Source organism: Solibacillus sp. FSL W8-0474 (genome assembly GCF_038004065.1).
GTDB lineage: Bacteria > Bacillota > Bacilli > Bacillales_A > Planococcaceae > Solibacillus > Solibacillus faecavium.
This window is the reverse complement of record NZ_JBBOQJ010000001.1, coordinates 2249011-2272750: the sequence shown is the minus strand read 5'-3', so window position 1 is coordinate 2272750 and position 23740 is coordinate 2249011. Positions and strand designations below refer to the sequence as shown.

Genomic DNA, 23740 nt, shown 5'->3' with positions numbered 1-23740 from the left:
AAATATATGAAAACTATCCCGGATGTTGATATTTATGTACGGTATTGTGAGACGGATGCTGGAGGTCATGTGAGTAATACGAGTTATTTTCTTTATTATGAAGAAGCACGTACCAAATTTTTTGAAGCGATTAAATTTAGCGGGAAAGATCGAAAGAATTTTAATTTTATCGTAGCGCGTCTTGAAAGTAACTTCATTAAACAATCATATGCAAGCCAAATACTGAGAGTATCAACAGGCGTATCAAATATCGGAACAAAAAGCTATACACTTGAACATGAAATTAAAGATGCACATACTGGTGCTCTTATAGCTAATGGAAGTTCAGTTATTGTTTGTTATAACTTTCAAGATCAGCATTCAATTGAAATACCAATGGAATTAAGGAAGGCCCTTGAAGAATATTTAATTACCACACGTTAGAGTAAGCCAAAATTCATCTTACAATACGAAGGGGGATAAATATGGAATTATTACTGCAGCAATTGTTTAATGGACTCACCCTTGGAAGCGTTTACATTCTAGTTGCGATTGGACTTACTCTCGTATTTGGTATTTTACATGTTCCAAATTTTGCCCATGGAGCGCTGTACTTAATTGGTGGGTATCTCACGTTAATGGCAATGAAAGGACTAGGCGTCCATTATTTTGTAGCTATCATCATCTCTATGATTAGCGTTGCATTAATAGCGATTTTAATGGAACGATTGGTTTTTAATCCGTTAAGGAATGCTCCTGCTATTCATGACAAAATAGCAGCCATTGGTATGGTATTGTTTTTCGATGCACTTGTTAGCCTTATATGGGGCAACGACTATCAACGAATGATTACTCCATATGGTGACTCTGTTACAATTTTTGGCATAGCCACATCGTATCAAAGAATTTTGGTTATTGTAGTGGCGGTCGTTGTGGTGATTTTATTGCAGCTTTTTTTAAAGAAAACAATGATTGGAGCGTCGATTATTGCAATGGCGCAAAATCGTGAAGGAGCCTTTTTAGTAGGGATCAATGCGAATGCAGTAGCGATGATGACATTTGCTATCTCAGGAGCATTAGCTGCAATTGCGGCATCTATTTCTTCTCCGATTAATCTTGTATTCCCGGCCATGGGACATATTGTTATTTTGAAAGCATTTGTCGTCGTTATTATAGGAGGGATGGGTAGCGTTCCAGGCGCTATCATTGGTGGATTAATCCTTGGTATTACAGAGAGCTTGGGAGCTACGTATATTTCGAATGATTATAAGGATATGATCGCCTTTTTACTACTAATTATTATTATGACGATGCGTCCAAAAGGTCTGTTTGCGAAGGGGGTTTATTAATGAGTAAAGTACTGAATAAACGAAATGGAATTATCGCAGTACTCATTTTATCCCTTCTTTTCCCTCTGGCCTTTTCAGATAATAAATATGTTTTATATATTATGACACTCGCCTTTATTTATATTATCGCCATCTATGGAATGAACATTTTAGCTGGTTATACGGGGCAGCTCTCCTTGGCACACGCAGGTTTTTTTGCCATTGGAGCCTATTCTGTAGGGGTTTTAACTACTAAAGCGGGGCTTAATTTTTGGTTGGCATTATTGTTAGCTGTTCTTATTACAATGGGAATTGGTTTTGCTCTAGGGATAATTGCACTCCGAACGAAAGAGCACTTCTTTGCCATCTATACGTTAATAGCAGGTTATTTAATCTATTTATTAATTTATAAATGGGAAGATTTAACGGGTGGTGTAAGGGGATTAATTGGCATACCAATACCAAATGCAATTGGCCCCATTAAATTCGAATCACCGATCGCCATGTATTATTTAGTGTTATTGTTTCTTCTCCTTTCTATCTTTGTCACTGTAAGAATTGTTTATTCTTTAACTGGGAGAACATATAATGCGATTCGTAATAGTGAGGAGCTAGCACAAACTCTAGGAATTAATACAAAAATAAATAAACTAGTATCTTTTGTCATTTCGGTATCTTTTGCAGGCCTGGCAGGTGGATTATACGCTTCACTTGTTCGATTTATTGGACCTGAAATTGCAGGGACTACAATGGTATTTACATTTTTGATGTATTTAATCGTTGGTGGAATAGGAACACTTGCGGGACCGATTATAGGGACGCTGCTGTTTATATGGCTTGAGCAATATTTACAAAGTTTCCAAGAACATAAGATGTTAATTTTTGGACCTATATTAACATTAATCGTTATTTTCTACCCTAGAGGGATCGTAGGTGCTATTCAGTCCTTAAGGGGATATTTACGGACTAGGAAAAAAGAGAGTAACAGGTCATATTCAAAGAATAGTGAATCAACGGATATGAAAAGTAGGGAGGTTTAATGATGACATTTATTAAACTAGAGGGCCTCACGAAAAGATTTGGTGGTTTAACTGCAGTGGATGAAGTTGATTTTGAGATTGAAAAAGGAAAAATTACCGCAATTATCGGACCAAATGGAGCCGGTAAATCGACCTTTTTTAATTTGATTAGTGGCTTCCATCGACCAACATCCGGGTCAATTACTTTTGAAGGGAAGGATATTACTAAAACACCGCCACATATTGTAGCGAGATTAGGTATTGCCCGTACTTTCCAAACTACTCATTTATTTGATACGTCGTCTGTCATTGACAATATTATAGTAGGCTATCGCTTACGTACTAAATCAAAGCTGTTTGATGCTATTCTTCGGACGAAAAGAGAAAAGCGTGAGGAAAAGGAAGCATTTGAAAGAGCAATTGAAGTACTGGATTTCGTAGGCTTAACAAATTTAGCTAACAGTCCTGTATCGACAATTTCACAGGAGTCAAAAAAACGAGTGGCCATTGCACTTGCACTTGCAACAGGTCCAAAAGTTATTTTCCTTGATGAGCCGGCAGCAGGAATCAATCCTGGTGAAACAGAAGGCTTGGCAGAATTAATGAAGAAAATCGTTGATAGCGGCATTACTGTATGTACGATTGAACATAAGATGCAGATGATTATGGGACTCGCAGATAATATTATGGTGTTAAACCATGGTGCGAAAATAGCACAAGGTACACCAGAGGAAATTAAAAATAACCCAACTGTAATTGAAGCGTATTTAGGGGGTGAATCATCTGCTGAAGTTATCTAATGTAACGATAAAGTTTGGTGGTTTTGAAGCATTAAAAAACATTAATTTAGAAGTGCATGAGGGCGAGTTAGTTGTATTACTGGGAGCGAATGGGGCAGGGAAAAGCACGCTATTTAAAACAATTAGCGGCTTGAACAAAATGACTTCAGGCGACATTCAATTTAATGGAAACAGTATAAGCGGTGCTGCCCCGGATCGGATCGTAAAGACCGGTATTGTTCAATGTGCCGAAGGAAAAAAGCTATTTTCTGAGATGTCTGTTCAGGAAAATTTAATGATGGGTGGCTTTGTCCATCGACGGAAAAAAGCACAATTAAAACAGTCTTTGGAAGAAACTTATGATTTATTCCCAATTTTAAAAGAGAAAAAAGATGATGCAGCTGGTTCCTTAAGTGGAGGACAGCAGCAAATGTTGGCGATTGGTAGAGCTTTAATGGCAAAGCCAAAACTAATTATGCTCGATGAACCTTCCATAGGGCTTGCTCCGTTAATAGTCGAGCAAATGTTTTCTGTTATACAGTCGATTAATAGAAATGGAACGACCGTGTTACTTGCTGAACAAAATGCCAATGCTGCACTGAAAATTGCTAGCCGTGGCTACGTAATAGAGAACGGCATATTAGTTCTTCAAGGGAATAGTAAAGAACTATTTAATAATGATGATATTCGCAAAGCATATATTGGGGCATAGACATGGGCATGTAGGAACGGCGAGGAAATGGAACAAATAATGTATTGTCGCACTAAAAATATAAAAAACAAAGGAGATAAACATGAACACATTTAAGAGGGGATTATTTCTTAGTTTGCTTTTTATTTTGGCTATAGTACTAGTTGCTTGTTCTGAAGATGGGGAAGAAACAAAAAAAGATGAAGGAAAAGCACCGGTTAGTACAGAGGGCAGTAAAGTAGAAGAGCTTACAATCGGCTATACCGGTCCTTTAAGTGGTCCAGCAGCATTTTATGGCGAAGAAACATTAAAAGGATTAAAAATGGCTGCGGAAGAAATTAATGATAGTGGTGGATTTGAAGTGGATGGTCAGAAGTATACGATTAACTTATCGACTTTAGATGACAAATATTTACCGAATGAAGCCGCAGCGAATGCGAAAAGATTAGTACAGGAACAAGATACTAAGTTCATTTATACACCACATAGTGGCGGTGTATATGCAATGCAAGTGTTTAATGAAATGGAAGATTTTATTGTTATGGCCTATACGAGTGAGCCAGGTGTTACCGAAACAGGAAATAAAATGACTGTTCGTATTCCACCTCGCTATGACAGATATATTGAGCCATTTACAAAATACGAAATGGAACGTTTCGGAAAGAAAATAGCATTCTTACCAACAGCAACTCAGTACGGTAAGGATTGGGCAGATTCATTACGCCCTGTATGGGAAGCAAATGGTGGGGAAGTTGTCTTTGATGAGTCAATCGACTTTAGTAAGGATACGGACTTCCAAACAATTATGACCAATGCATTAGCAAAAAACCCGGATGTCTTATTCATCGGTGGACCTTCACAACCGACTGCCCTTGTATTAAAGCAAGCACGTGATTTAGGTTTCGAAGGTGGATTCATTATTATGGACCAAGCAAAGCTGGATGAGATCGCATCAGTATTAGGCGGAAGTTATGATTTACTTGAAGGCGTAATTTCGACACCACCACTAGTTACATCCCGATATGGTGGTACAGAAGCTTTCATTGAAAAATACCGTAGCCAAAACGATAAAGATCCAGGCTCTGAATCAGGATTCCATTATATTTCATTATATATTCTAGTTGAGGCAATGAAAGCAGCTGGAACTGTGGATGATACTGAGAAAATTATGGCAGCAATGGATCAAGGAGCAAAAAACCTGCCAGAAGACAAAGAAGTTTATTACATTAAAGGTGTAGACGATGATGGTGGATTCCTTCCATTATTACGCATGGCTTATATTGAAAATGGAGAAATTGTTCAGATGGGTGAAGAAAAGTAAATAATACAGATAGAAAAAAGCACCTTTTACGAATTATATCCCGTACTTAGTACCGGGAAAACATTTCAAAAGAGTATACAGTTGATCTGTATTACTCTTTTTTTTCAGTTCAAACTGAGCTCCGGTGAATTTTCTCATAAAAAGATTTTAAGTCGAATAAATTGGATACTAGTGTGAAAAAAGGAGATGTAAATTGCGTGGGAAATTATTTGGAAAGTGCTGTTTTTGAACATCAATTTTGGCTTCAAGTACTTGGGGATCATTCAAGATTTATTAACGATTCGCTATACCCTTCTCAAATAGAGGATATTACTAAAGCTGCTTCCTTTATCCATCACTTCGATCAACTTCTTTCTCAAGTAAGTTCACTTAACGAATCCAATATAATTCTTTTCACTAATAATGTTGAAGAATCAGTAAAACAATTAAGGGCCTTCAAACTATCCATTATTGAACGCCACTTAACAGGTGAAATGAAAATCCATTTAACACCTACTTTTATAAATCATATGGTAAATGAATTAGAAGAATATTTACGTATATTAAACTATCTCAAACAGGGTGAAGTGCCACCAATATTTCACGAATTACATCACCATCTAATCTGGTTGGTAGATGCATCGGGTCATGCGGGGGCCATTAATGACCAATTGGATGGCGTAGAAAAAAGATTGAAGGAAAAAAGCAGTACTTTTGCAAAACACTTTGATCAGTTTTATTTGAAAGCGGTAGAATTAACGGGCTATTTACGTACGAATGTTCATAAATTCCCGGCATTAAACAGATTTAACAATGAGGTTGAAGTGGAAATGGGCTTATTTAAGACGTTTTTAAATGAACTGGAAGAAATGGAGCTAAGTGCGGAAGTATTAGGAACATTTACTGCGTCTATGGCAGACCACATGGCGAGGGAGGAACAGTACTATTTAATGAAATTAGCAGAGTCTTCTAACATTTAAACGAAAACCGCAGGGGCCATACCCACTTCATTTATTTTAGTGGTTATAGTCATCTGCGGTTTTTTATTTTGGAGTGAAGTATATTAACCGATCAATAATAAACGGAGAAACTCCGCTTATTAAAGAAATTAAGTGAAAAGTAATCAAAATAAACGGAGAAATTCCCTCTATTTAATAAATAAATATAAAATTTAAAGGTTTTCATGTGAATAGACGGAATAACTACTTCTATTTCCCATTAAATGCAGCTAATTTTGCAAATAAGGGGAAATCCTCCGCTTATTTTACTCAATTATTCTTTAGAAGTATTAGAGCCCTCCGTCTTTCTTTTTCAGGTAAATGTTTAACCATGATAGCTAAAACGAGGGCATTATCTGCTGCTAGCAATCCCTCTAAGCCAATTAATAATAATAGTACCCAACCATACTCTAACAATAATGATATATCCAAATTATATTCCTCCTAGCTACATTTAAGATTAATGGTAAGTAAGAATAATATTCCCACTTCCGTTAACTATAATCATATAGCGAGGCATCACTAAAAATGCTTTTAAAAAAATACATTTAATTTTCTTCGAGAACATATATTTATCAGTATTTAATAAAAGATGATATTAAGAGGTGGCCCCCGTGTATTTTCTTAAAAAAAGTTTGGCGCTAATTTTAGGCAGCATTATTCTTTCTTTAGGTATAAATCTGTTTTTAGTTCCGCATAAAATTTTAGATGGAGGAACAGTTGGCATTGGATTAATAGCAAATTACTTATGGGGGTTTAATACCGGACTTATAATAATCCTATTAAGTATTCCCATCTTTATATACGCATGGTTTCATTATAGAAACTATTTCTATAATAGTTTACATGGCATGATTCTATCTGCTTTTTTTATTGATTACCTTTCACCTCTTAGTAAGCTAATAAAAGTTGAAGCGGTATACAGCTCTATTATAGGAGGCATCTTAGTAGGCATAGGAATCGGGATGATGTTATGCTTTCAAACAAGTACAGGAGGCTCGGATTTTATTGCGCAGTTTTTGTGTGATAAGACGGGTATTAATGTAGGGATTTATATTTTGGTGATTGATTCAGTTGTTATAATTATTGGGGGGCTATTATTATCTCCGGAAACATTTTATCTCTCCATTTTAACGATAATATTTATTGGTATCACAACTAGTCTTATAACAAGTATGCGTGGGAAAATAGTGACTTATTAAGGGGTTGCGTATAATCATTCATTTGTACGGTGTCTTTTTATAAACACGAACACGCTTTCAACATTATTGTCACAATTGTAATATTTGTTATACTATTGCAAAAGAGGCGCCATTGATTCCCTAATGATTTTGGGGTTACTTTCTAGTAAGCTTGTAACAGACAACTAGAAAGGAATGATTCAATAATGTTGAAAAAAAGTATCGTGTTGTTGTTTAGTATGTTGATTTTTGCTTTGCCGGCATCTGCATCTGCAGCTACATATACAGTAAAAAGTGGGGATACGCTTTGGAAGATTGCTTCTAAAAATCAAATCGGACTAAGCGAATTAATTGCTTTAAACCCTACATTAAAAAATCCGGACATGATTTATGTTGGAGATAAAATTATTATTTCTGAGAATGAACAACAGGCAGTAGAAGAGCAAGTAGTTAGCTTAGTGAACAAAGAACGTGCGAAAGCAGGGTTAGCCCCACTTACAATCGATTGGGAGCTAGCGCGTGTTGCAAAATACAAATCACAAGATATGCACGACAAAAAATACTTCAGCCATACAAGCCCAACTTACGGCTCACCATTTGATATGATGAAAAAATTTGGTATTAGCTATAAATCAGCAGGTGAAAACATTGCTAAAGGCCAAAGAACAGCTACGCAAGTAATGGACGCATGGATGAATAGTTCAGGTCACCGAGCAAATATTATGGATGCGAAATTTACGCACATTGGTGTAGGTTTCGTTGAAGATGGTTACTACTGGACGCAAATGTTTATTAAAAAATAAAATCTCAAAATTATAAGCAGTTCAAATTTACGCAATTAAGTAAATTTTGAACTGCTTTATTTTATGTGTACGATTTTTAGATATAAAGCTCCCAGCCGAAAATTAAGATGACCATTAGTAAACCAGAGACACAAGAAAGTGTATAGCGAATTTTTTGACCACGTGTTAGTGTTATTTGCCGCCACCCTAATAATAGGGCAACGATGCAAACCGCTACGATAATTATGTACGCATAATTTATCCAAAGATGCAGTTTTAGTGCGGCATAAGGTGTGTAGTTAAGTGCTCTATAAAATAAAGTCGTTACATTTACAACAGTAATGAGATTCGCTAAAAGCAGTAGTGTTTCCCATTTTTTTAAAATGATTGGTGGAACTTTGTTTTTTCTGTTATTTATGGATTGAATAAAGCTGATTAGTAGAGTAATAACTGTGTAGAGAATACTGAAAGTTATGGCTAAAATACTGAGCAGCTTAAAGATTGTCGAACTTTCGGAGACCGGCAACAAATCACTTGTTAGCGTTGAGATCTTTTCCACTTGACCATTGTTCAAAGTTACATGGAGAAAATCATTCGAATCATCTGTAGATTTATATAGTAATGGAGCAATTTGTTCATACATCACTCCAAAAGCATTCAGGCTATTTGACTCTGTCACTTTAATATTTAAAGTACTTAGTGCACCATATAGCTTGGCGAAACCATTATAGGGCTGCCTTGCCCAATAATATTTCCCTTCATGATTTTGTACATGGGGCATAGCTTGGTGTTGGTTGGATGGTGAATATTCTCCGAACAGGAGTGTTGGTAAGCCGTAACTCAGCGCTACTTCATTTTGCTGATTCGTCATAATAATTAAACCTAATTTGTTTTCTTTAGAAAAGATGAAATTGCTTGAAAAACTATCCGTATTCCCTGCATGGCCCAATACACCTACTGCATAAAGACCTTCCCAAAAACCGTGGGCATTTCGCGGATAGCCATTGTCATAGAAATCACTCGTCGTCAGCATTTCATCTAATGTACGATTGTTTTGAAATAGGGGGCTACTCTCACCATCCGCTGGCATAAGTGCCATCATAAATTTAGCTAAATCCCCTATAGTACCCATTGCACTTCCAGCTGGATATAGACCGATAAAAATATGCCCATTTTTAGAAACACTTAATTCACCTTCATTACCACGATACCCAAAGACTGCCTCTCTTTTTGTTGCAATACTTAGGTTATCTTGCTGTGAAGGGTGAATCGATGTGTCGTTCATATTCAAAATAGAAAAGATATGTTCATTTACATATTCATAAAACGGTTGTTCGGAGAGCTGTTCTACAATGAAAGCGGCCAGTGATACACCATAGTTAGAATAGGCAACGATACTACCCGGCTTATGTACTTGATAAGGCATAGTAATATGAAGCATTTCTTCTAAAGGCTTGATTTCATGCGCTGACTTATAAAATAAATCTATATATTTATCCTCCCAGCCAGCATTGTGGTGCATAAGATTTAACATCGTGATAGGGGTAGTATATTGCAGATTGGTTAAAAATCCGTCTGGTAAATATGTTCGGATATCTTCATTTAGTTCTAGCTTTCCCTGCTCTACAAGTTGCATTACGCTGGTCCACACAAGAAGCTTCGTAACAGAACCCCACTCTAAAACAGTATCAGGTGTGACTTTAATCTGATTTTCAATATTTGCATAGCCATAAGACGAACTCATGAAAATTTCGCCGTCCTTCATAATTAATACATTTCCTCCAGCTGTAGATGTCCCAATATATTGAGCAACATATTCATCCACACGATCCTTTAGTTCTGTATAAGGAATGCCTGAAGGTGTCAGCTTATCCTCATTAGCAGATACAGTGGATACAGAACAAAGCATTAGTGCGAATACAATTAACATTATTTTTTGCATTAACGCGCTCCTTTTACATTTATTTATTTCATACTTAGCTCAGATCCGGTGAACTAGATCCCGGGGCAGGCTTTTCGGTAATGAGATAAATAGCGGAAGGAATTACCGCTATTTTTTAAATAATGTGAAAAATAGGGGAAATAAGGGAAGAAATTTCCGTTATTGACCTATAAAACATGAAATTTCACGATTTAATTTAAAATAAAGGTAAAAAGTTCCCTTATTTTTCATGGAAATGGCCTACATCATTCAAATAACGGTAAAAGCTTCCCTTATTTTATAATGGTGGACCTCACAAACGACAGTACTCGTTACAAATGTTTAAATATTCCATTTTATTATATTGTAATTAAAAATTGGTGAAATAACTAGGAATATATTAATTCATTTTACCGGGAGGAGAGGGGTGCCGAGAATAAGCGGCCGAAATAGAGGGACAAATTCCGCTTATTTTAAAAATAAAGTGAAAAATAACGAAAATAAGCGGAGCGATTCCGGCTATTGATTAAAAAAACATAAAATTTAATGATTTTAATGTAAATAAGCGGAAATTCTCCTCTTATTTTTGCTGAAATGGACAAAACTCTACAGATAAAAGGAAATCCTCCGCTTATTTTAATCTCGGCTAATTTGTAATGCTGGTGGTTAGAAAGTTAAAACCTTCGAAAACAGGTTTAGGGGGAACTGTCTTCAAAAAGTTGTCGTGGAAATGATTGGAAAGTGTGCTCAAACAAAATGTCCCTTCTTTACATCTTTGAATAATATACATTTAATATTAAATGTAAATGAGGTAGTAACTTTGAAGGTGCATGGGAGAGTCAGTTTATTTGTTGGATGGATTACATTGTTCTTAATCGGCATTGACTTATTTGTTGTATCTCCTTTAATGCCATTTATTTCGGAAGCGTATGTTACAAGTCCAGCGATGACTGGCTGGATGATCACTGTTTTTGCAATTACCTATGCTATTTTCGCTCCTTTTTTCGGGTGGTTGTCGGATAAACATGGGCGGGGAGCGTATATTACATTTGGGTTAGTGTTGTTCGTCGTTTCTAACGTACTAACCGCTTTCGCACCTACATTTTTTTGGCTAATTGTTAGTCGTATTTTAGTTGGTTTATCAGTTGCTTCAATTGCTCCGTTGCTTTATGCAATTATTGGCGATGTTGCACCTGCTAATCGGACAGGGACATGGCTTTCAATTCTTGCCTCAGGTCACTTAACCGCTCTTTGGGCAGGAGCTCCAATTGGTATTATGCTAGAGCATTTTCTTGGTTGGCGTTCAGTATTTGTGGCACTGGCTCTTATGGGCGCTATATTGGCAGTAATAAATCATAAAACATGGAAAAATAATTCGAAAAGCCATTCAACGAGGAATCTACTTGGGGAAAATTTATTACGAATATTTGGTTCAGTAAGTGTGACAACTACTTGGGCAATTTCTATGTATGCTTTATATGTTTACTTAGGCGCGGCCCTTTATTCAGAGAATAGTTTTTCGTCATTAGAAGTCGCTACAGCTATCACATTTTATGGTATTGGTGCTGTTATAGGGAGCCTAACGGGTGGACAGTTAACAGATCGATTTGGGCAAAAGAAAATTTCAAAACTAACACTCATTTCCTTGGCGCTAATACTCGTTTGTTTAGGTATATTCTTTACATCAAGTATTTGGATTTATTTCTACTTATTCTTATGGGCTTTAATTGGATATGCAGGATTTACATCTTACACTGCTAGGTTAGCGGGGGAGTATCCGGATGAACGAGGAACTGTCATGGCTTGGAATACGACAGCTTTATATGTCGGTATTACGTTAGGATCAATGCTTGGGGGTTACGTCATTTCTAATTGGGGCTACACTTTACTTCCGTATGTTTGTAGCATTGCCGCAATTTTAAGCTTTGTGCTTAGTTGCCAACAAGTTAGACGCGGTTAACGGTGAATTAGAGACACAATTCTCAGCGGATTTGTGTCTCCATTTTTTATTGTTGAAAGTTATTTCTTAATCTATCAGCAACACGAACTAACTTTACTTTTAGCTCCTCGAACCAGGGAGGAGTATCATTTATTTCTCCGTAATCCAATGAATTTAATATTCTGGCAAACTTATATAAGTTTGCATACCTTTTAAACTGTGGAAATTGAGCCAGAACATCATCTTCTAAATCCATTTTGGTACGATAGCCATTCAAAAATGAATCAACCAACCATTTTGATTGAGGATTATCAATAAAATCATCCAATGCTGTTACAAGATCCAGAGCATACCAATGATAGACGGCATCATCAAAGTCAATGACATTAAAATGCGGGTCTTTATCCCGTTCAAAGAATAAATTATCTAATTGAAAATCATAATGAATTAATCCAAAGACATCTTGGTCAGTTGATAATGATTGAAGCCAATTCGTTATCTTACGTAATTCTTGAAGAGCTAATTCTTCTCCTGGATGTTTTTTAAACAAGCTTTCCATGAATTGTACGGAGTCTAGCCAACTTTTTCTTTTTTCACCTAATGGATTAAACGTTTTAGATAAACAATGAAGTGAGGCAAGCGATTTTCCCCATTCTTCCATCTGCTCTTCAGTAATTGTATCCTCATCCAAAGTGACTCCGTTGGCAGCACTAAAGACAACAGCAATATACGTTCCATCAGGTGTTTTTAGCGTTTCGATTAATTTTTGATTTTTTGTTGGAATTGGTGTTACAGTTGGAAATCCATTTGAATGTAAATAGTGCATAAACTCTAACTCTGCTTTTATTTGTTCAATCGAGTTATCCTGATCAAAACTAAGTCTTAAAAAGTATTGAACTTGATTACGCATAAAAGCATATACGAAGTTTGAACTTGCACGCCGTAATTCCAAAGTACCCTCATCATGTTCCCAAAATTGAAGTAGACTTTGAGCGACTCCATTAGATGCAACGCCTCTTACCATGTTTCCTAAATCCATCATTTTCTTTTTCCTCCCATTGCTTCTGAGAGGATTAAGCCTTATTTAAGAAGTAATCCCTTTCATTAGCATACTATTTTGAAGTTCTTTCATTTTCAATAAGTCACCCCTTCCTTAAGAATCGGCAATTAACATTATTAGCCAACCAGAGTTAAATTCGACATGAAATTACCAATTCCTCTTTTTCCCATGCTATATTAGTTAAGATGCTTAGCAATAAATTCAGACCGCACAATTAAGTCGGAAAATGTAACGATACCTATTTTAGATAAAATATCTGAATGCATGAAAGGATGAAAAGATATGAAAAGAGAGGGAATAGTTAAGTGGTATAAAGTTGAAAAGGGATACGGTCGTATAATGCTTGATGGTGAAGATACTAATCATGTTTTCGTTCACTTTAGTTCGATCTTACCTGATAACACAAGATTTCCGGATGGATATAGTTTTCTTAAAGAAGGTCAAAAAGTATCGTTCGATTTAATTAAAAGTCCAAATTCTACTGATCAGAAACAAGTAGCTGAAAATGTAATTGTTATTTCTGATTAAAGATGACTTATTTAGTAATCAGGTGCCTTTCTTTTATAAGAAATGTGCCTTTTTTAAATTGAGTTAGTTTGGAAATATCCTCTCCGGAATAAATGGGTATTTATGTTAGAATAGTTTTTATATGGTTCATCACCATAAGTTGGGGATGACAAAATTGAAAAATAATAGTTTCTAATTAAATCCGTTCTGCTACGCTAAGGGGAAAACGCGTTGAAGCAAGTGTTTTTGAAGCTCGCGTCCGTTGTACTACGTTCCGGGGCAGGCTTTCCGGGCGGCGTGGCTCCAAAGCTTTTGTCAAAAAGCTTTGCGACGAAAGCGGCAGCGACAGGAGCAACTATTTTCCGCGCACGCTTAATCGCCAAGGAGTCCGCCCCTACACTTCGCACAACTTTTTTCGTTGAAGCAAGTATTTTGGCGGCTCACTCTCCGCTCCGCGTCACTCTACTTGGCATAAAGTGAATTCCTGCAAAAATGAAGAGATAATACATAGCATTCCCGCTCTCCGCCGCCTCGCGATAGCGCAAGCGGCTTGATTGGGTGTTTTTTACTTCACTTTATAACAAGGGCAAAATTTTGGGATTGGTGGGCCTCGCAAACGGCAATAAAGGCAGTGTTAAAGACACGTATCACGTGGCTTTAGCGCTGTCTTGCCGTAGCCCACCAATCAATCAAGTGAAATTTTATTAGAAAAGCAACCCCATGTTATGGTGATGAGCCTTTTATATTACATTTAAAGGAGGGGAATGTGAAACATAAAATAATATTTTTTGATGTAGATGGTACTATCACAAGTTATAAAGACGGTACAATTTCACAAAGTACGAAAACAGCGATTAAACAGCTGTTAGATCAAGGTTTTAAAGTGGTAGCAGCAACAGGCAGACCTTTATCAATGTGCAATGAACTTGCTGAAATAGGGATAGAAACATTTATTACAGCTAATGGCGCCTACGTTACGCATCAAGGAAACTGTATTCATAAAATTGTATTACCTAATGAAACAGCAGACCAATTTAGTAAGTATGCATTGGCACAACATAATGCCCTTACTTATTATTCGGATACTTTACATATGAACGAGGTACAAAATCCAAAAATTCAGCAGGCTCTCTATGAAACATTAAGACTGCAGGAATTTCCCCCTATCAATGAGGAAGTACACTTGAAAGAAATTTATTTGCTTTGTTTATTTGCTGATGATGTAGAAATTGAAAAGTATAAAAATCAATTTCCTACAATTCATTTTAAACGCTGGCACCCATATATTGTGAACGTACTTGAAAAAGATGTTTCAAAATCTTTGGCTATTCAAAAAGTGCTAGATTATTTTGGACTAACAAAGGAAGAAGCTATTGCTTTTGGAGATGGAGAAAATGATATTGATATGTTGGAACTTGTAGACTTAGGCATCGCTATGGGAAATGCAGGCGAAATATTAAAATCCACCGCTAACTTTGTAACGAAAGATTCTAGTGAGGATGGTATTGCATGGGCGTTAAAGAAGTATGAATTAATTTGAGGAAGTATCGATTATAAAAAAATCGCTGATAATGCATAACTTACTCGAATTGAAAGGGTGATAAAAATAGAAATCGATTTTTTAAAAAAACATCCTGATAAAATAAATGAAGTTTCGAAAATGATTTTCAAGGAATTTGTTGAAAAAACTGGTAGCAGTAAGAAGTTTGAAGATGTAGTGAATTATATTTCAAATGAAAAGGATACTACTTTTCCAATAACTCTCGTTGCTTTTGAGAACGGAGAATGTATAGGTACAGTTTCAATTTTTGAAAACGATCTAAAGATAAGGGAAAGGTACAAACCTTGGCTTGCATCTTTATATACGAAACCTGAATATCGGGGTAGAAGTGTTGGGAAAGCGTTAATAGACAAAACAATCGAGGTAGTAAAGGAATTAGGATTCAATGAACTATATTTAAGAACAGAGGATGCATCTGACTATTATAGAAAACGAGGGTGGGTCTATGTTGAAACTGTTTCTGATGAAAAATACGAAAAGATTGATGTATTTAAGAAAGTGATTGAAACGGCAAGATATATAGATAAAGTCTAAATTTCAGGGGGTTATTTTATGTTTGTAGTGAATGTAGAAGGAGCAATTCGTCGCAATGAGAAATGGCTTTTAATTCGTAGAAGTGAAAAGGAAGAGCATGCTGGTGGAGGGCTCTCCTTAGTAGGTGGAAAGTGTGAGATTGAAGGTAATTCATCTGATATTTTGGAAAGAACGTTAAAACGAGAAGTGTTTGAAGAAGTAGGTTGTGAAATTACAGATATTAAATATGTAAATAGCTCCTCCTTCGTGACCAAATCCGGGATAAATGTGATCGATATCGTTTTTCTATGTCAGCATAAATCTGGGGAACCTTACGCTAAAAGTACGGATGAAGTGGATGATGTTGTTTGGATGACTACATCAGAGATTATTACTCATACAGAATTACCTATATTTTTAAAAGAAAACATTAAACTTGCAGAGAAAGTACTACAGGATAATTTACATGTGTAATATTAGTTTTTAAGGCGCGATTCTATAATAAGAATTAGCGCTTCTTTTTTTCTGAATTTAAATCCCAATGAATGTGAGCTCGAAGATTTTATTGTTTGTTTACATAAAAAAATAGAAAGTCAAAAAATTTTCCCGAAGAGAACAAAACCAATAACAGCAACGGGTATTGGAGTATCACCTGTTATTTATTGTAAATAATATGTTGACAATAATTAGGTGGTGCGTTAGATTAGTTACTAATTTCAATTTAAAATGCAATGAAGAGGATATGAATCGTTTTAGTGAAGGTCAAAAGAGAGGGAAATCACCGGCTGAAAGTTTCCTGATTGGACAAATCGATTTACTCCCTTGGAGCTGTGCTAGGAAACTAGTGACGTTTACAGGCGTTATCTGTATCAATGAGCTACTGGAGTTACATACAGTAGGAATTTGGGTGGAACCACGGGTATTCAAGCATATATTCGTCCCTTTGCGGATGAGTATATGCTTTTTTTATTTACCAAAAAAAGAAAAAGGAGAGGTAGTATGTCAAATCAACAAGTAACAATTCAATTTCCAAATGGCGAACAAAAACGTTTTGCCAAAGGTGTTATGCTAACCGAAATCGCTAAATCGCTTAGTCCGAGCTTAGCTAAAAAATCAATTGCGGGAAGTGTAAATACGACGACAACCGATTTGACACGACCAATTCTAGTGGATGCTGAAATTTCACTGTATGATGCTTCATCAAAGGAAGGCTTAAAGGTACTTCGTCATTCAACAGCACATTTATTAGCACAGGCAGTAAAGCGATTGTTTCCTGATGCAAAATTTGGGGTTGGGCCTGTCATAGAAAACGGCTTTTATTATGATATCGAAATGAGCCATGTCCTCGTTCCAGAGGATTTGCAAAAAATTGAACGTGAAATGAAAAAGATCGTGAATGAAAATTATACTGTTATTCGTAAGGAAGTGTCACGAGAAGAAGCTGCTAACATTTTTGCACATGATCACTTGAAGTTAGAGCTACTTGAAGTAATACCGACAGAAGAACTTGTAACAGTGTATGAGCAAGGTGGGTTTGTTGATTTATGTAGAGGGCCACATGTACCATCAACTAATAAATTGCAACATTTCAAGCTGATGAATATTTCAGGTGCGTATTGGCGCGGCGATAAGAATAATCAGATGTTGCAACGAATTTATGGGGTAGCCTTTGCAACGAAAGAAGATATGCAAGATTATTTTGTATTCCTTGAAGAAGCAGAAAAGCGTAATCATCGAAAGCTAGGGAAGGAACTACAACTATTTATGTTCTCTGAAGAGGCGCCAGGTATGCCGTTTTATTTAGCAAATGGGCAAATCATTCGTAATGAACTTGAAAACTTTTTACGCAATCTGCAAGCCATTTACGATTACAAAGAAGTGCGTACACCACTGATGATGAATCAACGTCTTTGGGAGCAATCAGGACACTGGCAGCATTACAAAGAAAATATGTACTTCACACAAGTTGATGAACAAAAATTTGCCTTAAAACCGATGAACTGTCCGGGACATATGCTCATTTATAAAAATGATTTACATTCGTATCGAGATTTACCGATTCGTATGGCAGAGTTTGGCCAAGTTCACCGACATGAATTTAGTGGTGCGTTAAATGGGCTACTTCGCGTTCGGACATTCTGTCAGGATGATGCACATATTTTCGTGACTCCTTCACAAATTGAAGACGAAATTGCACTAGCATTAAAAATTATTGATCACGTATATAAAGTATTTGGATTTGAGTATGAAGTTGAGTTATCGACACGCCCAGAAGATTATATGGGGGAACTTGACTTATGGAATCAAGCGGAAGAAGCACTTGAAAATGTATTAAACCGACTAGGTATTACTTATAAAATTAATGAAGGGGACGGGGCATTTTACGGTCCGAAGATTGATATTCATATTCGTGATGCGATTAAACGTAGTTATCAATGTGCAACGATCCAGCTAGATTTTCAACTACCAGAGAAGTTTGATTTAACATATGTTAATGAAGATAATGAGAAAGTACGCCCAGTTGTAATCCATCGTGCCGTATTTGGATCAATTGATCGCTTCCTAGGTATTTTAATCGAACATTTTGGCGGCGCATTCCCATTATGGTTAGCGCCAAGGCAAGTACAGGTTATTGGCGTTTCCGAGGCACATACAGCTTATCTTGAAAAAGTTAAAGACCGGTTACGTCAAGCCAATATTAGAGTAGATATAGATAAACGTAACGAAAAACTTGGGCGTAAAATTCGAGATGCGCAAATGCAAAAAACACCGTATATACTTGTATTAGGTGATCAAGAGCAGCAAAATGAAACTGTAACTGTACGAGCGTTTAAACAAGATGGGTTAAATACATTATCTATTGAGGCGTTTATTAAACAGATTCAATTAGAAATTCTAAATAAGCAATTGCCTTCCTAAATTGATAACAATTAAAAATATCGTAATGGATGAATAGATTTCAAGAAATTTCACTATACGCTAAACTGCATCCCATTTGTTTGATTCAAACAAATAGGTGCAGTTTTTCTATGGGTAAAATTAGCTGGGAAGGTAAATTAGTAGCATTATTAGTTATTTGTCTCCAGTGAGGGGAGTAGGGTGGAATCTTGTTTAATTCCATTTCACTTTACGAATAAGCTGATTCCAATAAAAAATATCTCTGAATATTATCGCAATATATTTATACTATTATCGAAAGGTTAACAATGTTAAACTATGTTAGCATTCTTTTTGAGTGAACAATATGTAACGATTATAGGAGAGTCCTAAAAAATGAAGAATAAAATGAACGTGTTAATCTTACTTTTAACAGCCATCTTTATGGTTGGTTGTACGGATGTAGAAGAAGTTTCTATTCCGGATGAAAAAATAGAGACAGAAGATGTAACAATTGTTGATACAACTGAAAATAGTGAAACTGCTACTACGGTTGTTGATGAATCAATAGTAGAAGAAACTCCAGCTCAATCAAATAAAGACCAGTTTTCAGGATATAAACTTATTGAGGTAGATGGCGGTAATTTATCTGGTCATCGTGAACCTAATGTGGTAGTTAACATTGGTTTCGGGGACCGTGATTATTGGGCATTTACGAATGAATACGGGCAATTAGTACGTGTCATTGCGGACAAAATTATTTTACAAGATGATGATAACGAACCGGTATTATCGTCTGGTAGATACTACTCTGATGAAGCAAAGGTTCCAGGTGTAGAGAGTTCCGTTTTAGATGAAGGACATGTCATTGCTGATTCACTCGGAGGGGTATCGAACGCTTACAATATTACCCCACAAAATAGTACGCTCAACCGTCATGGTGATCAAGCTTATATGGAAGACGCAATCCGTAAAGCTAATGGAGCAACTATGTTTGAAGCGATTATCACCTATCCAAATACTAAAACGCAGATTCCTTCAAGTTATCAGTATACCTATACTTTAAAGGGGAAAAAGATCGTTGATTCATTTGACAACGTGAACCCTGATGAAGTTAACGAATCACTCGGTTTAACTGGTGAGCCTTCCAAGCCAGCTCAATCCAACACTAGTGGTGGCGATATTTCGAATGTTGATACAAACGGGAATGGACAGGTAACAATTAAAGAAGCAAAAGCAGCAGGTTTCAGTATGCCAATAACAAGTGATCATTGGTTATACCCCTACATGCATGATGCTGATAAGGACGGTTTAGTAGGCGAGTAAGTGTACTAGCTCTTATTCCAAATTATATTGGGAGAGCCAAGGAGAGCGACCAAAATAGAGGGAGAAATTCCGCTTAATATAAAAATTTCATGAAAAGTAACCAAAATAAGCGGAGAAATTCCTTCTATTGATTAAAAAAACATAAAATTCATCGGTTTTCATAGAGATAAGCGGATATTCTCCTCTTATTTTCCTCATTATAACTCAAATTCTTTAAATAAGCGGAAATCCTCCGCTTATTTTTTCTGGTGTGCCGGGCATGTTTGTCAACTAGGTGATGAAAGTTCACTGTGGGCGTCAGGATATGCGAACCACTAGCTGAAGACAAGGGTGTCCGTGGCGACGCGGAATCTGAAGGAAGTCGTAGGCAAAATCTTGGTCTGAGGAATACGAATCGCATGAGGTTGATTTTTCTGGATAAGGTTGCCAAACAAACTGAAGTCCCAAATATCCTCGGAAGATGAATCAATAGATGCGGCAGATAGATGAGAGGAAAGTGGGCAGACTTACCCCGGGAGATCTGATGAATACCCGAAGAGGAACCTGTGCAGTGATGTACAACTGAATCGTCAGAAGTCAGCAGAAGCCATAGTACCAGTAATGGGAAGGGCTGAACGAAAGGAGTGAACGTGTATAAGGGTATTACATGCGAATGAAGACACAGAACTGAAAAGTCTATCCTAAGAAAAGGTACGGAATACCCTAAGAATAGGAATAGCGTGGAATTTTGCATGTGCATTCCTTACCCACACGCGAACATATGGAAGGATTAATCAACGTTATAGTAAATAGAGATAATTTAAACAAAGCTTTTGAGAAGGTGCGTAAAAATAAAGGTGCAGCCGGTGTCGATGCGAAAGATATAGAGGCAACCCGCCAATACTTAAAAGAGAACAATACTCAGATTATCGAAATGATTAAAATAGGTAAGTATAAACCGCAACCGGTTAGAAGAGTCGAAATTCCCAAACCAGATGGAGGGAAAAGACTTTTAGGAATTCCTACGGTCACAGACCGTGTCATTCAACAAGCGGTTGTACAAGTGTTAACCCCAATACTAGACCCAATGTTTAGTAATTATAGTTATGGGTTTCGCCCAAATAAAAGTGCTCATCAAGCTATTGAACAAGCAAGAAGTTACATTGAGGACGGTTATAAGTTTGTCGTAGACATAGACTTAGAGAAATTCTTCGATAGAGTTCAGCATGATAAGCTGATGTCACTCATGGCGAAATATATTTTATGTAAACCCACATTAAAGCTAATAAGAAGTTTCTTAAACGCTGGTACCATGATAGATGGAACTTTTATTTACTCTAAAGAAGGTACACCGCAAGGTGGACCCTTAAGTCCATTATTGAGTAACGTTATTCTTCATGAACTTGATAAAGAACTGGAGAAACGTAATCATAAATTCGTTCGTTACGCAGATGACTGCAACATCTATGTCAAAAGCGAAAAAGCAGGAGAACGAGTTAAAGAAGGCGTTACAGCATTTATCGAAAAGAAACTAAAATTAAAAGTGAATGAAGAGAAATCAGCAGTGGGAAAGCCGATAGCACGTGTATTTTTAGGTGTGAGCTTCTATAACGCCAGAGGTGTAATCAGGGTATACGTGCCAAAGAAATCCAAGAAGCGATTCGAAGAAAAGCTTAAGTATATTACAAATCGTAATTATTCAATTGATATGGAATCGCGCATTCAGAAAATCAACTACTTAATTCAAGGATGGGGAAACTATTTCAAAGTTGCCGACATACAGTCCTACGCAAAGGAAATAGATGGCCATATTCGAAGAAGATTAAGGGCATGTCGATGGAAAGAATGGAAAAGAACCATCTCAAAATATAGAAACCTCAAAAGATTAGGAATCAGCCATAATGATGCCTATAAAATGGCCAATACCCGCAAAGGGTACTGGCGCTCCTCGAACAATCCAATCGTCAATCGAGCATTAAACAATAAATATTGGTTAAAACTCAAGTTGAAGAACCTCGCTACAATCATAAATCCAACATAAAACTTTTGAACCGCCGTATACGGAACCGTACGTACGGTGGTGTGAGAGGTCGACTAGCCAATTAATGGCTAGTCTCCTACTCGATCCCTAATTGTTAAACCACATTTTAATATTCCTTTATTGAGCGCGATCCTGTAAAAAGGATTAGCGCTCATTTTTCTAAGTTTTATCCCAGACTGGTTAAAAACTTGCAAGACAAACTATCAACTCACAATTGATATACGTTACGTGTAAATGAAGTTATAAATCAGTTTTAGAAGAATATATTATTTTATAGAAGTTTATTTTCTATGAATATAATAACTTCTCGTCTCAATCTAGCTATTCCTTGTTCTTTGTTGTTTTTGCAATGAGATTTTAGACTTGCCAGTTTGTCCATTAATTTCAATTTAGGAGGATAAGCAATATGGATTTATTAAAACCGATTTTATCTCACGCAAGTAGAATGCCGAATCAGAAAGCACTAGTTTTTGGGGATTATACGTATACGTACAAAGAGTTGAACGATGAAATTAATCGATATAGTAATGGTTTAATTAAACAAGGTTTAAAAAAGGGCGATAAAGTTAGTTTGTTTTTAAAAAATTCGCATTGGTTTGTTATTTGCGCTTATGCCGTGATGAAGGCAGGGGGTGTCATCGTTCCTATTAATTTCCGTCTGACGGCGAAGGAAATCCATTATATTATAAATCAATCTGATTCAATTGCTGTCATTACAGATGCGGATCAAACTGAATTAGTAAAGAGCGCCATTGCTAATATTTCTTCAAATCCATTAATTTACAGTACAGGAGATACAACTGAAGGGGTTATATCTTTAAAAGAGCTTGATACTACACAAACGGATGACCCGAATGTACCAATTTCTGCAGATGATGATGCGCAAATTTTGTATACATCAGGTACAACGGGTAATCCAAAAGGGGCACTGCTTACACATGGGAATGTAATTAGTCTCAATAGTGCTCAAACTGTAATGATGAAATTAAATCGTGAGGACGTCTATTTACTGGTAGCGCCGGCATTTCACTCGGCAGGTTTAAATATGGTTCTTACATCTTGCTTTTTTGCTGGTGCCACAGTTGTCATGATGCGTGATTTCCATCCTTTAGAAACTTTAAAAGCGATAGAGCAGCATAAAGTCACGCTATTCTTTGGGGTGCCTGCTATGTATAATGCATTTTTCATGATTCCGAAAGGGTCCTTTGATTTATCATCTGTTCGTGGCTATATTTATGGTGCAGCACCAATGTCACCAAGTATGATTGAAAGTGCTGTAGAATATTTGGGTTCAGACCAGTTCTATAATGCGTGTGGTTTAACTGAAGGTGGACCAGGAGGCGTTTATTTAACACCAGAAGAACATAAGACAAAGCTAGGTGCGAGTGGAAAAGCGATGACGTTTTTAGATGTTCGGGTAGTAAATCATTATATGGAAGATATATTGCCTGGTGAAGTTGGTGAGCTAATCATGCGCGGTGAATCTGTTATGAGAGAATACTATAAAAAACCAGAAGAAACAGCGAAAACGTTTCGTGACGGTTGGCTTTTAACAGGTGATCTAGCAACAATTGATGACGAGGGCTTTATTACACTTGTTGACCGAAAAAAGGACATGATTATCTCAGGTGGCGAAAATGTTTATTCGGTTGAAGTCGAGCAAATTTTAAATGGTTATCCAGGCATTGTTGAATCGGCAATTATTGGGTTGCCAGATCCGAAATGGGGAGAGGTTGTAACAGCTGTTATCGTTAAAAAAGATGATATAGAAATCGATGAAGAAGATATCAAAGCATATTGTCGCGGGCATTTAGCTGGTTATAAACTGCCGCGTCACTTTATTTATGTAGAAGCCTTACCGCGTAATGTTTCCGGGAAAATATTAAAATATCAATTACGTGAAAACTGGAAAGAAAATAAAATTAGCCAATAGCGGGATTCAATAGCGGATTGTAGATT

21 protein-coding genes and 1 pseudogene are annotated in these 23740 nt (G+C 36.6%); 19 read left to right on the top strand and 3 right to left on the bottom strand.

What is annotated here, in order from left to right; translation table 11 throughout:
• Positions 1-6 precede the first annotated feature (6 nt).
• The 7 genes from NYE67_RS11275 (at position 7) to NYE67_RS11245 (ending at position 6076) form a co-directional block, all read left to right on the top strand.
• Positions 7-423 (top strand): acyl-CoA thioesterase, encoded by a 417-nt coding sequence (locus tag NYE67_RS11275; protein WP_191701522.1) that lies wholly within the window; start codon positions 7-9, stop codon positions 421-423.
• A 41-nt stretch (positions 424-464) separates the two neighbouring features.
• Positions 465-1328, top strand: a complete 864-nt coding sequence (locus NYE67_RS11270) for a branched-chain amino acid ABC transporter permease (protein WP_340728210.1) — start codon at positions 465-467, stop codon at positions 1326-1328.
• On the top strand, positions 1328-2347 hold the full coding sequence (locus NYE67_RS11265) for a branched-chain amino acid ABC transporter permease (protein WP_340728209.1): 1020 nt from the start codon (positions 1328-1330) through the stop codon (positions 2345-2347). Before NYE67_RS11270 ends, NYE67_RS11265 begins: the two co-directional genes overlap by 1 nt.
• A 2-nt stretch (positions 2348-2349) precedes the next feature.
• Positions 2350-3126: an ABC transporter ATP-binding protein gene (locus NYE67_RS11260; protein WP_340728208.1), complete on the top strand. Its 777-nt coding sequence runs from the start codon at positions 2350-2352 to the stop codon at positions 3124-3126.
• Positions 3110-3817: an ABC transporter ATP-binding protein gene (locus NYE67_RS11255; RefSeq protein ID WP_340728773.1), complete on the top strand. Its 708-nt coding sequence runs from the start codon at positions 3110-3112 to the stop codon at positions 3815-3817. Before NYE67_RS11260 ends, NYE67_RS11255 begins: the two co-directional genes overlap by 17 nt.
• Positions 3818-3899: 82 nt before the next feature.
• Positions 3900-5117 (top strand): ABC transporter substrate-binding protein, encoded by a 1218-nt coding sequence (locus tag NYE67_RS11250; protein ID WP_340730116.1) that lies wholly within the window; start codon positions 3900-3902, stop codon positions 5115-5117.
• A 197-nt stretch (positions 5118-5314) separates the two neighbouring features.
• Complete coding sequence (locus NYE67_RS11245) at positions 5315-6076, top strand: DUF2935 domain-containing protein (protein ID WP_340728206.1); 762 nt, start codon at positions 5315-5317, stop codon at positions 6074-6076.
• Positions 6077-6385: 309 nt separating this feature from the next.
• Here the strand turns inward: NYE67_RS11245 and NYE67_RS11240 are convergent.
• Positions 6386-6526 (bottom strand): annotated as a pseudogene (locus NYE67_RS11240) (TerC family protein); the annotation flags it as partial.
• Between the two features lie 182 nt (positions 6527-6708).
• Here NYE67_RS11240 and NYE67_RS11235 point away from each other — a divergent pair.
• Positions 6709-7296, top strand: coding sequence for a YitT family protein (locus NYE67_RS11235; RefSeq protein ID WP_340730115.1), 588 nt, complete (start codon positions 6709-6711; stop codon positions 7294-7296).
• A 185-nt stretch (positions 7297-7481) separates the two neighbouring features.
• Positions 7482-8078, top strand: a complete 597-nt coding sequence (locus NYE67_RS11230) for a CAP domain-containing protein (RefSeq protein ID WP_339212555.1) — start codon at positions 7482-7484, stop codon at positions 8076-8078.
• A 76-nt stretch (positions 8079-8154) separates the two neighbouring features.
• Here NYE67_RS11230 and NYE67_RS11225 read toward each other — a convergent pair whose 3' ends face one another.
• Complete coding sequence (locus tag NYE67_RS11225; protein WP_340730114.1) at positions 8155-9999, bottom strand: serine hydrolase domain-containing protein; 1845 nt, start codon at positions 9997-9999, stop codon at positions 8155-8157.
• 754 nt (positions 10000-10753) lie between these two features.
• On the opposite strand from NYE67_RS11225, the gene NYE67_RS11220 reads away from it, so the two are divergent.
• Positions 10754-11938, top strand: coding sequence for an MFS transporter (locus tag NYE67_RS11220; protein WP_340730113.1), 1185 nt, complete (start codon positions 10754-10756; stop codon positions 11936-11938).
• A gap of 46 nt (positions 11939-11984) precedes the next feature.
• On the opposite strand, the gene NYE67_RS11215 is transcribed toward NYE67_RS11220, so the two are convergent.
• Positions 11985-12959 carry a phosphotransferase enzyme family protein gene (locus tag NYE67_RS11215; RefSeq protein WP_340730112.1) on the bottom strand — a complete coding sequence of 325 codons (975 nt, stop codon included), beginning with the start codon at positions 12957-12959 and terminating at the stop codon, positions 11985-11987.
• A gap of 300 nt (positions 12960-13259) precedes the next feature.
• Here NYE67_RS11215 and NYE67_RS11210 point away from each other — a divergent pair, with 300 nt between their 5' ends.
• The 9 genes from NYE67_RS11210 to NYE67_RS11170 all read left to right on the top strand — a co-directional run bounded on the left by NYE67_RS11210 (position 13260) and on the right by NYE67_RS11170 (position 23714).
• Entirely contained in the window at positions 13260-13505 is a 246-nt protein-coding gene (locus NYE67_RS11210) for a cold-shock protein (protein WP_340730111.1), read from the top strand.
• A 225-nt stretch (positions 13506-13730) separates the two neighbouring features.
• The gene (locus NYE67_RS11205; RefSeq protein ID WP_340730110.1) at positions 13731-13964 is read left to right on the top strand and encodes a hypothetical protein; all 234 of its coding nucleotides are present in this window, start codon (positions 13731-13733) and stop codon (positions 13962-13964) included.
• A 286-nt stretch (positions 13965-14250) separates the two neighbouring features.
• Positions 14251-15024, top strand: coding sequence for a Cof-type HAD-IIB family hydrolase (locus NYE67_RS11200; RefSeq protein ID WP_340730109.1), 774 nt, complete (start codon positions 14251-14253; stop codon positions 15022-15024).
• Positions 15025-15081: 57 nt separating this feature from the next.
• A complete protein-coding gene (locus NYE67_RS11195) occupies positions 15082-15579 on the top strand; it encodes a GNAT family N-acetyltransferase (RefSeq protein WP_340730108.1) in 498 nt (165 codons plus the stop codon).
• 18 nt (positions 15580-15597) lie between these two features.
• Entirely contained in the window at positions 15598-16032 is a 435-nt protein-coding gene (locus NYE67_RS11190) for an NUDIX hydrolase (RefSeq protein ID WP_340730107.1), read from the top strand.
• Positions 16033-16557: 525 nt separating this feature from the next.
• Positions 16558-18477 (top strand): threonine--tRNA ligase, encoded by a 1920-nt coding sequence (thrS, locus tag NYE67_RS11185; RefSeq protein WP_340730106.1) that lies wholly within the window; start codon positions 16558-16560, stop codon positions 18475-18477.
• A 354-nt stretch (positions 18478-18831) separates the two neighbouring features.
• Positions 18832-19761 (top strand): DNA/RNA non-specific endonuclease, encoded by a 930-nt coding sequence (locus NYE67_RS11180; protein WP_340730105.1) that lies wholly within the window; start codon positions 18832-18834, stop codon positions 19759-19761.
• A 760-nt stretch (positions 19762-20521) separates the two neighbouring features.
• On the top strand, positions 20522-21781 hold the full coding sequence (ltrA, locus tag NYE67_RS11175; protein WP_340729179.1) for a group II intron reverse transcriptase/maturase: 1260 nt from the start codon (positions 20522-20524) through the stop codon (positions 21779-21781).
• Positions 21782-22187: 406 nt separating this feature from the next.
• Entirely contained in the window at positions 22188-23714 is a 1527-nt protein-coding gene (locus NYE67_RS11170; protein WP_340730104.1) for a class I adenylate-forming enzyme family protein, read from the top strand.
• Positions 23715-23740: the final 26 nt, after the last annotated feature.

Excerpts from the sequence above, each read along its gene's own strand:
- NYE67_RS11275 (WP_191701522.1), top strand. The coding sequence starts at position 7 with ATGAAAACTATCCCGGATGTTGATATTTATGTACGGTATTGTGAGACG.
- NYE67_RS11270 (WP_340728210.1), top strand. The coding sequence starts at position 465 with ATGGAATTATTACTGCAGCAATTGTTTAATGGACTCACCCTTGGAAGC.
- NYE67_RS11265 (WP_340728209.1), top strand. The coding sequence starts at position 1,328 with ATGAGTAAAGTACTGAATAAACGAAATGGAATTATCGCAGTACTCATT.
- NYE67_RS11260 (WP_340728208.1), top strand. The coding sequence starts at position 2,350 with ATGACATTTATTAAACTAGAGGGCCTCACGAAAAGATTTGGTGGTTTA.
- NYE67_RS11250 (WP_340730116.1), top strand. The coding sequence starts at position 3,900 with ATGAACACATTTAAGAGGGGATTATTTCTTAGTTTGCTTTTTATTTTG.
- NYE67_RS11230 (WP_339212555.1), top strand. The coding sequence starts at position 7,482 with ATGTTGAAAAAAAGTATCGTGTTGTTGTTTAGTATGTTGATTTTTGCT.
- NYE67_RS11225 (WP_340730114.1), bottom strand. The coding sequence starts at position 9,999 with ATGCAAAAAATAATGTTAATTGTATTCGCACTAATGCTTTGTTCTGTA.
- NYE67_RS11215 (WP_340730112.1), bottom strand. The coding sequence starts at position 12,959 with ATGATGGATTTAGGAAACATGGTAAGAGGCGTTGCATCTAATGGAGTC.
- NYE67_RS11210 (WP_340730111.1), top strand. The coding sequence starts at position 13,260 with ATGAAAAGAGAGGGAATAGTTAAGTGGTATAAAGTTGAAAAGGGATAC.
- NYE67_RS11190 (WP_340730107.1), top strand. The coding sequence starts at position 15,598 with ATGTTTGTAGTGAATGTAGAAGGAGCAATTCGTCGCAATGAGAAATGG.
- thrS (WP_340730106.1), top strand. The coding sequence starts at position 16,558 with ATGTCAAATCAACAAGTAACAATTCAATTTCCAAATGGCGAACAAAAA.
- NYE67_RS11180 (WP_340730105.1), top strand. The coding sequence starts at position 18,832 with ATGAAGAATAAAATGAACGTGTTAATCTTACTTTTAACAGCCATCTTT.
- ltrA (WP_340729179.1), top strand. The coding sequence starts at position 20,522 with ATGGAAGGATTAATCAACGTTATAGTAAATAGAGATAATTTAAACAAA.
- NYE67_RS11170 (WP_340730104.1), top strand. The coding sequence starts at position 22,188 with ATGGATTTATTAAAACCGATTTTATCTCACGCAAGTAGAATGCCGAAT.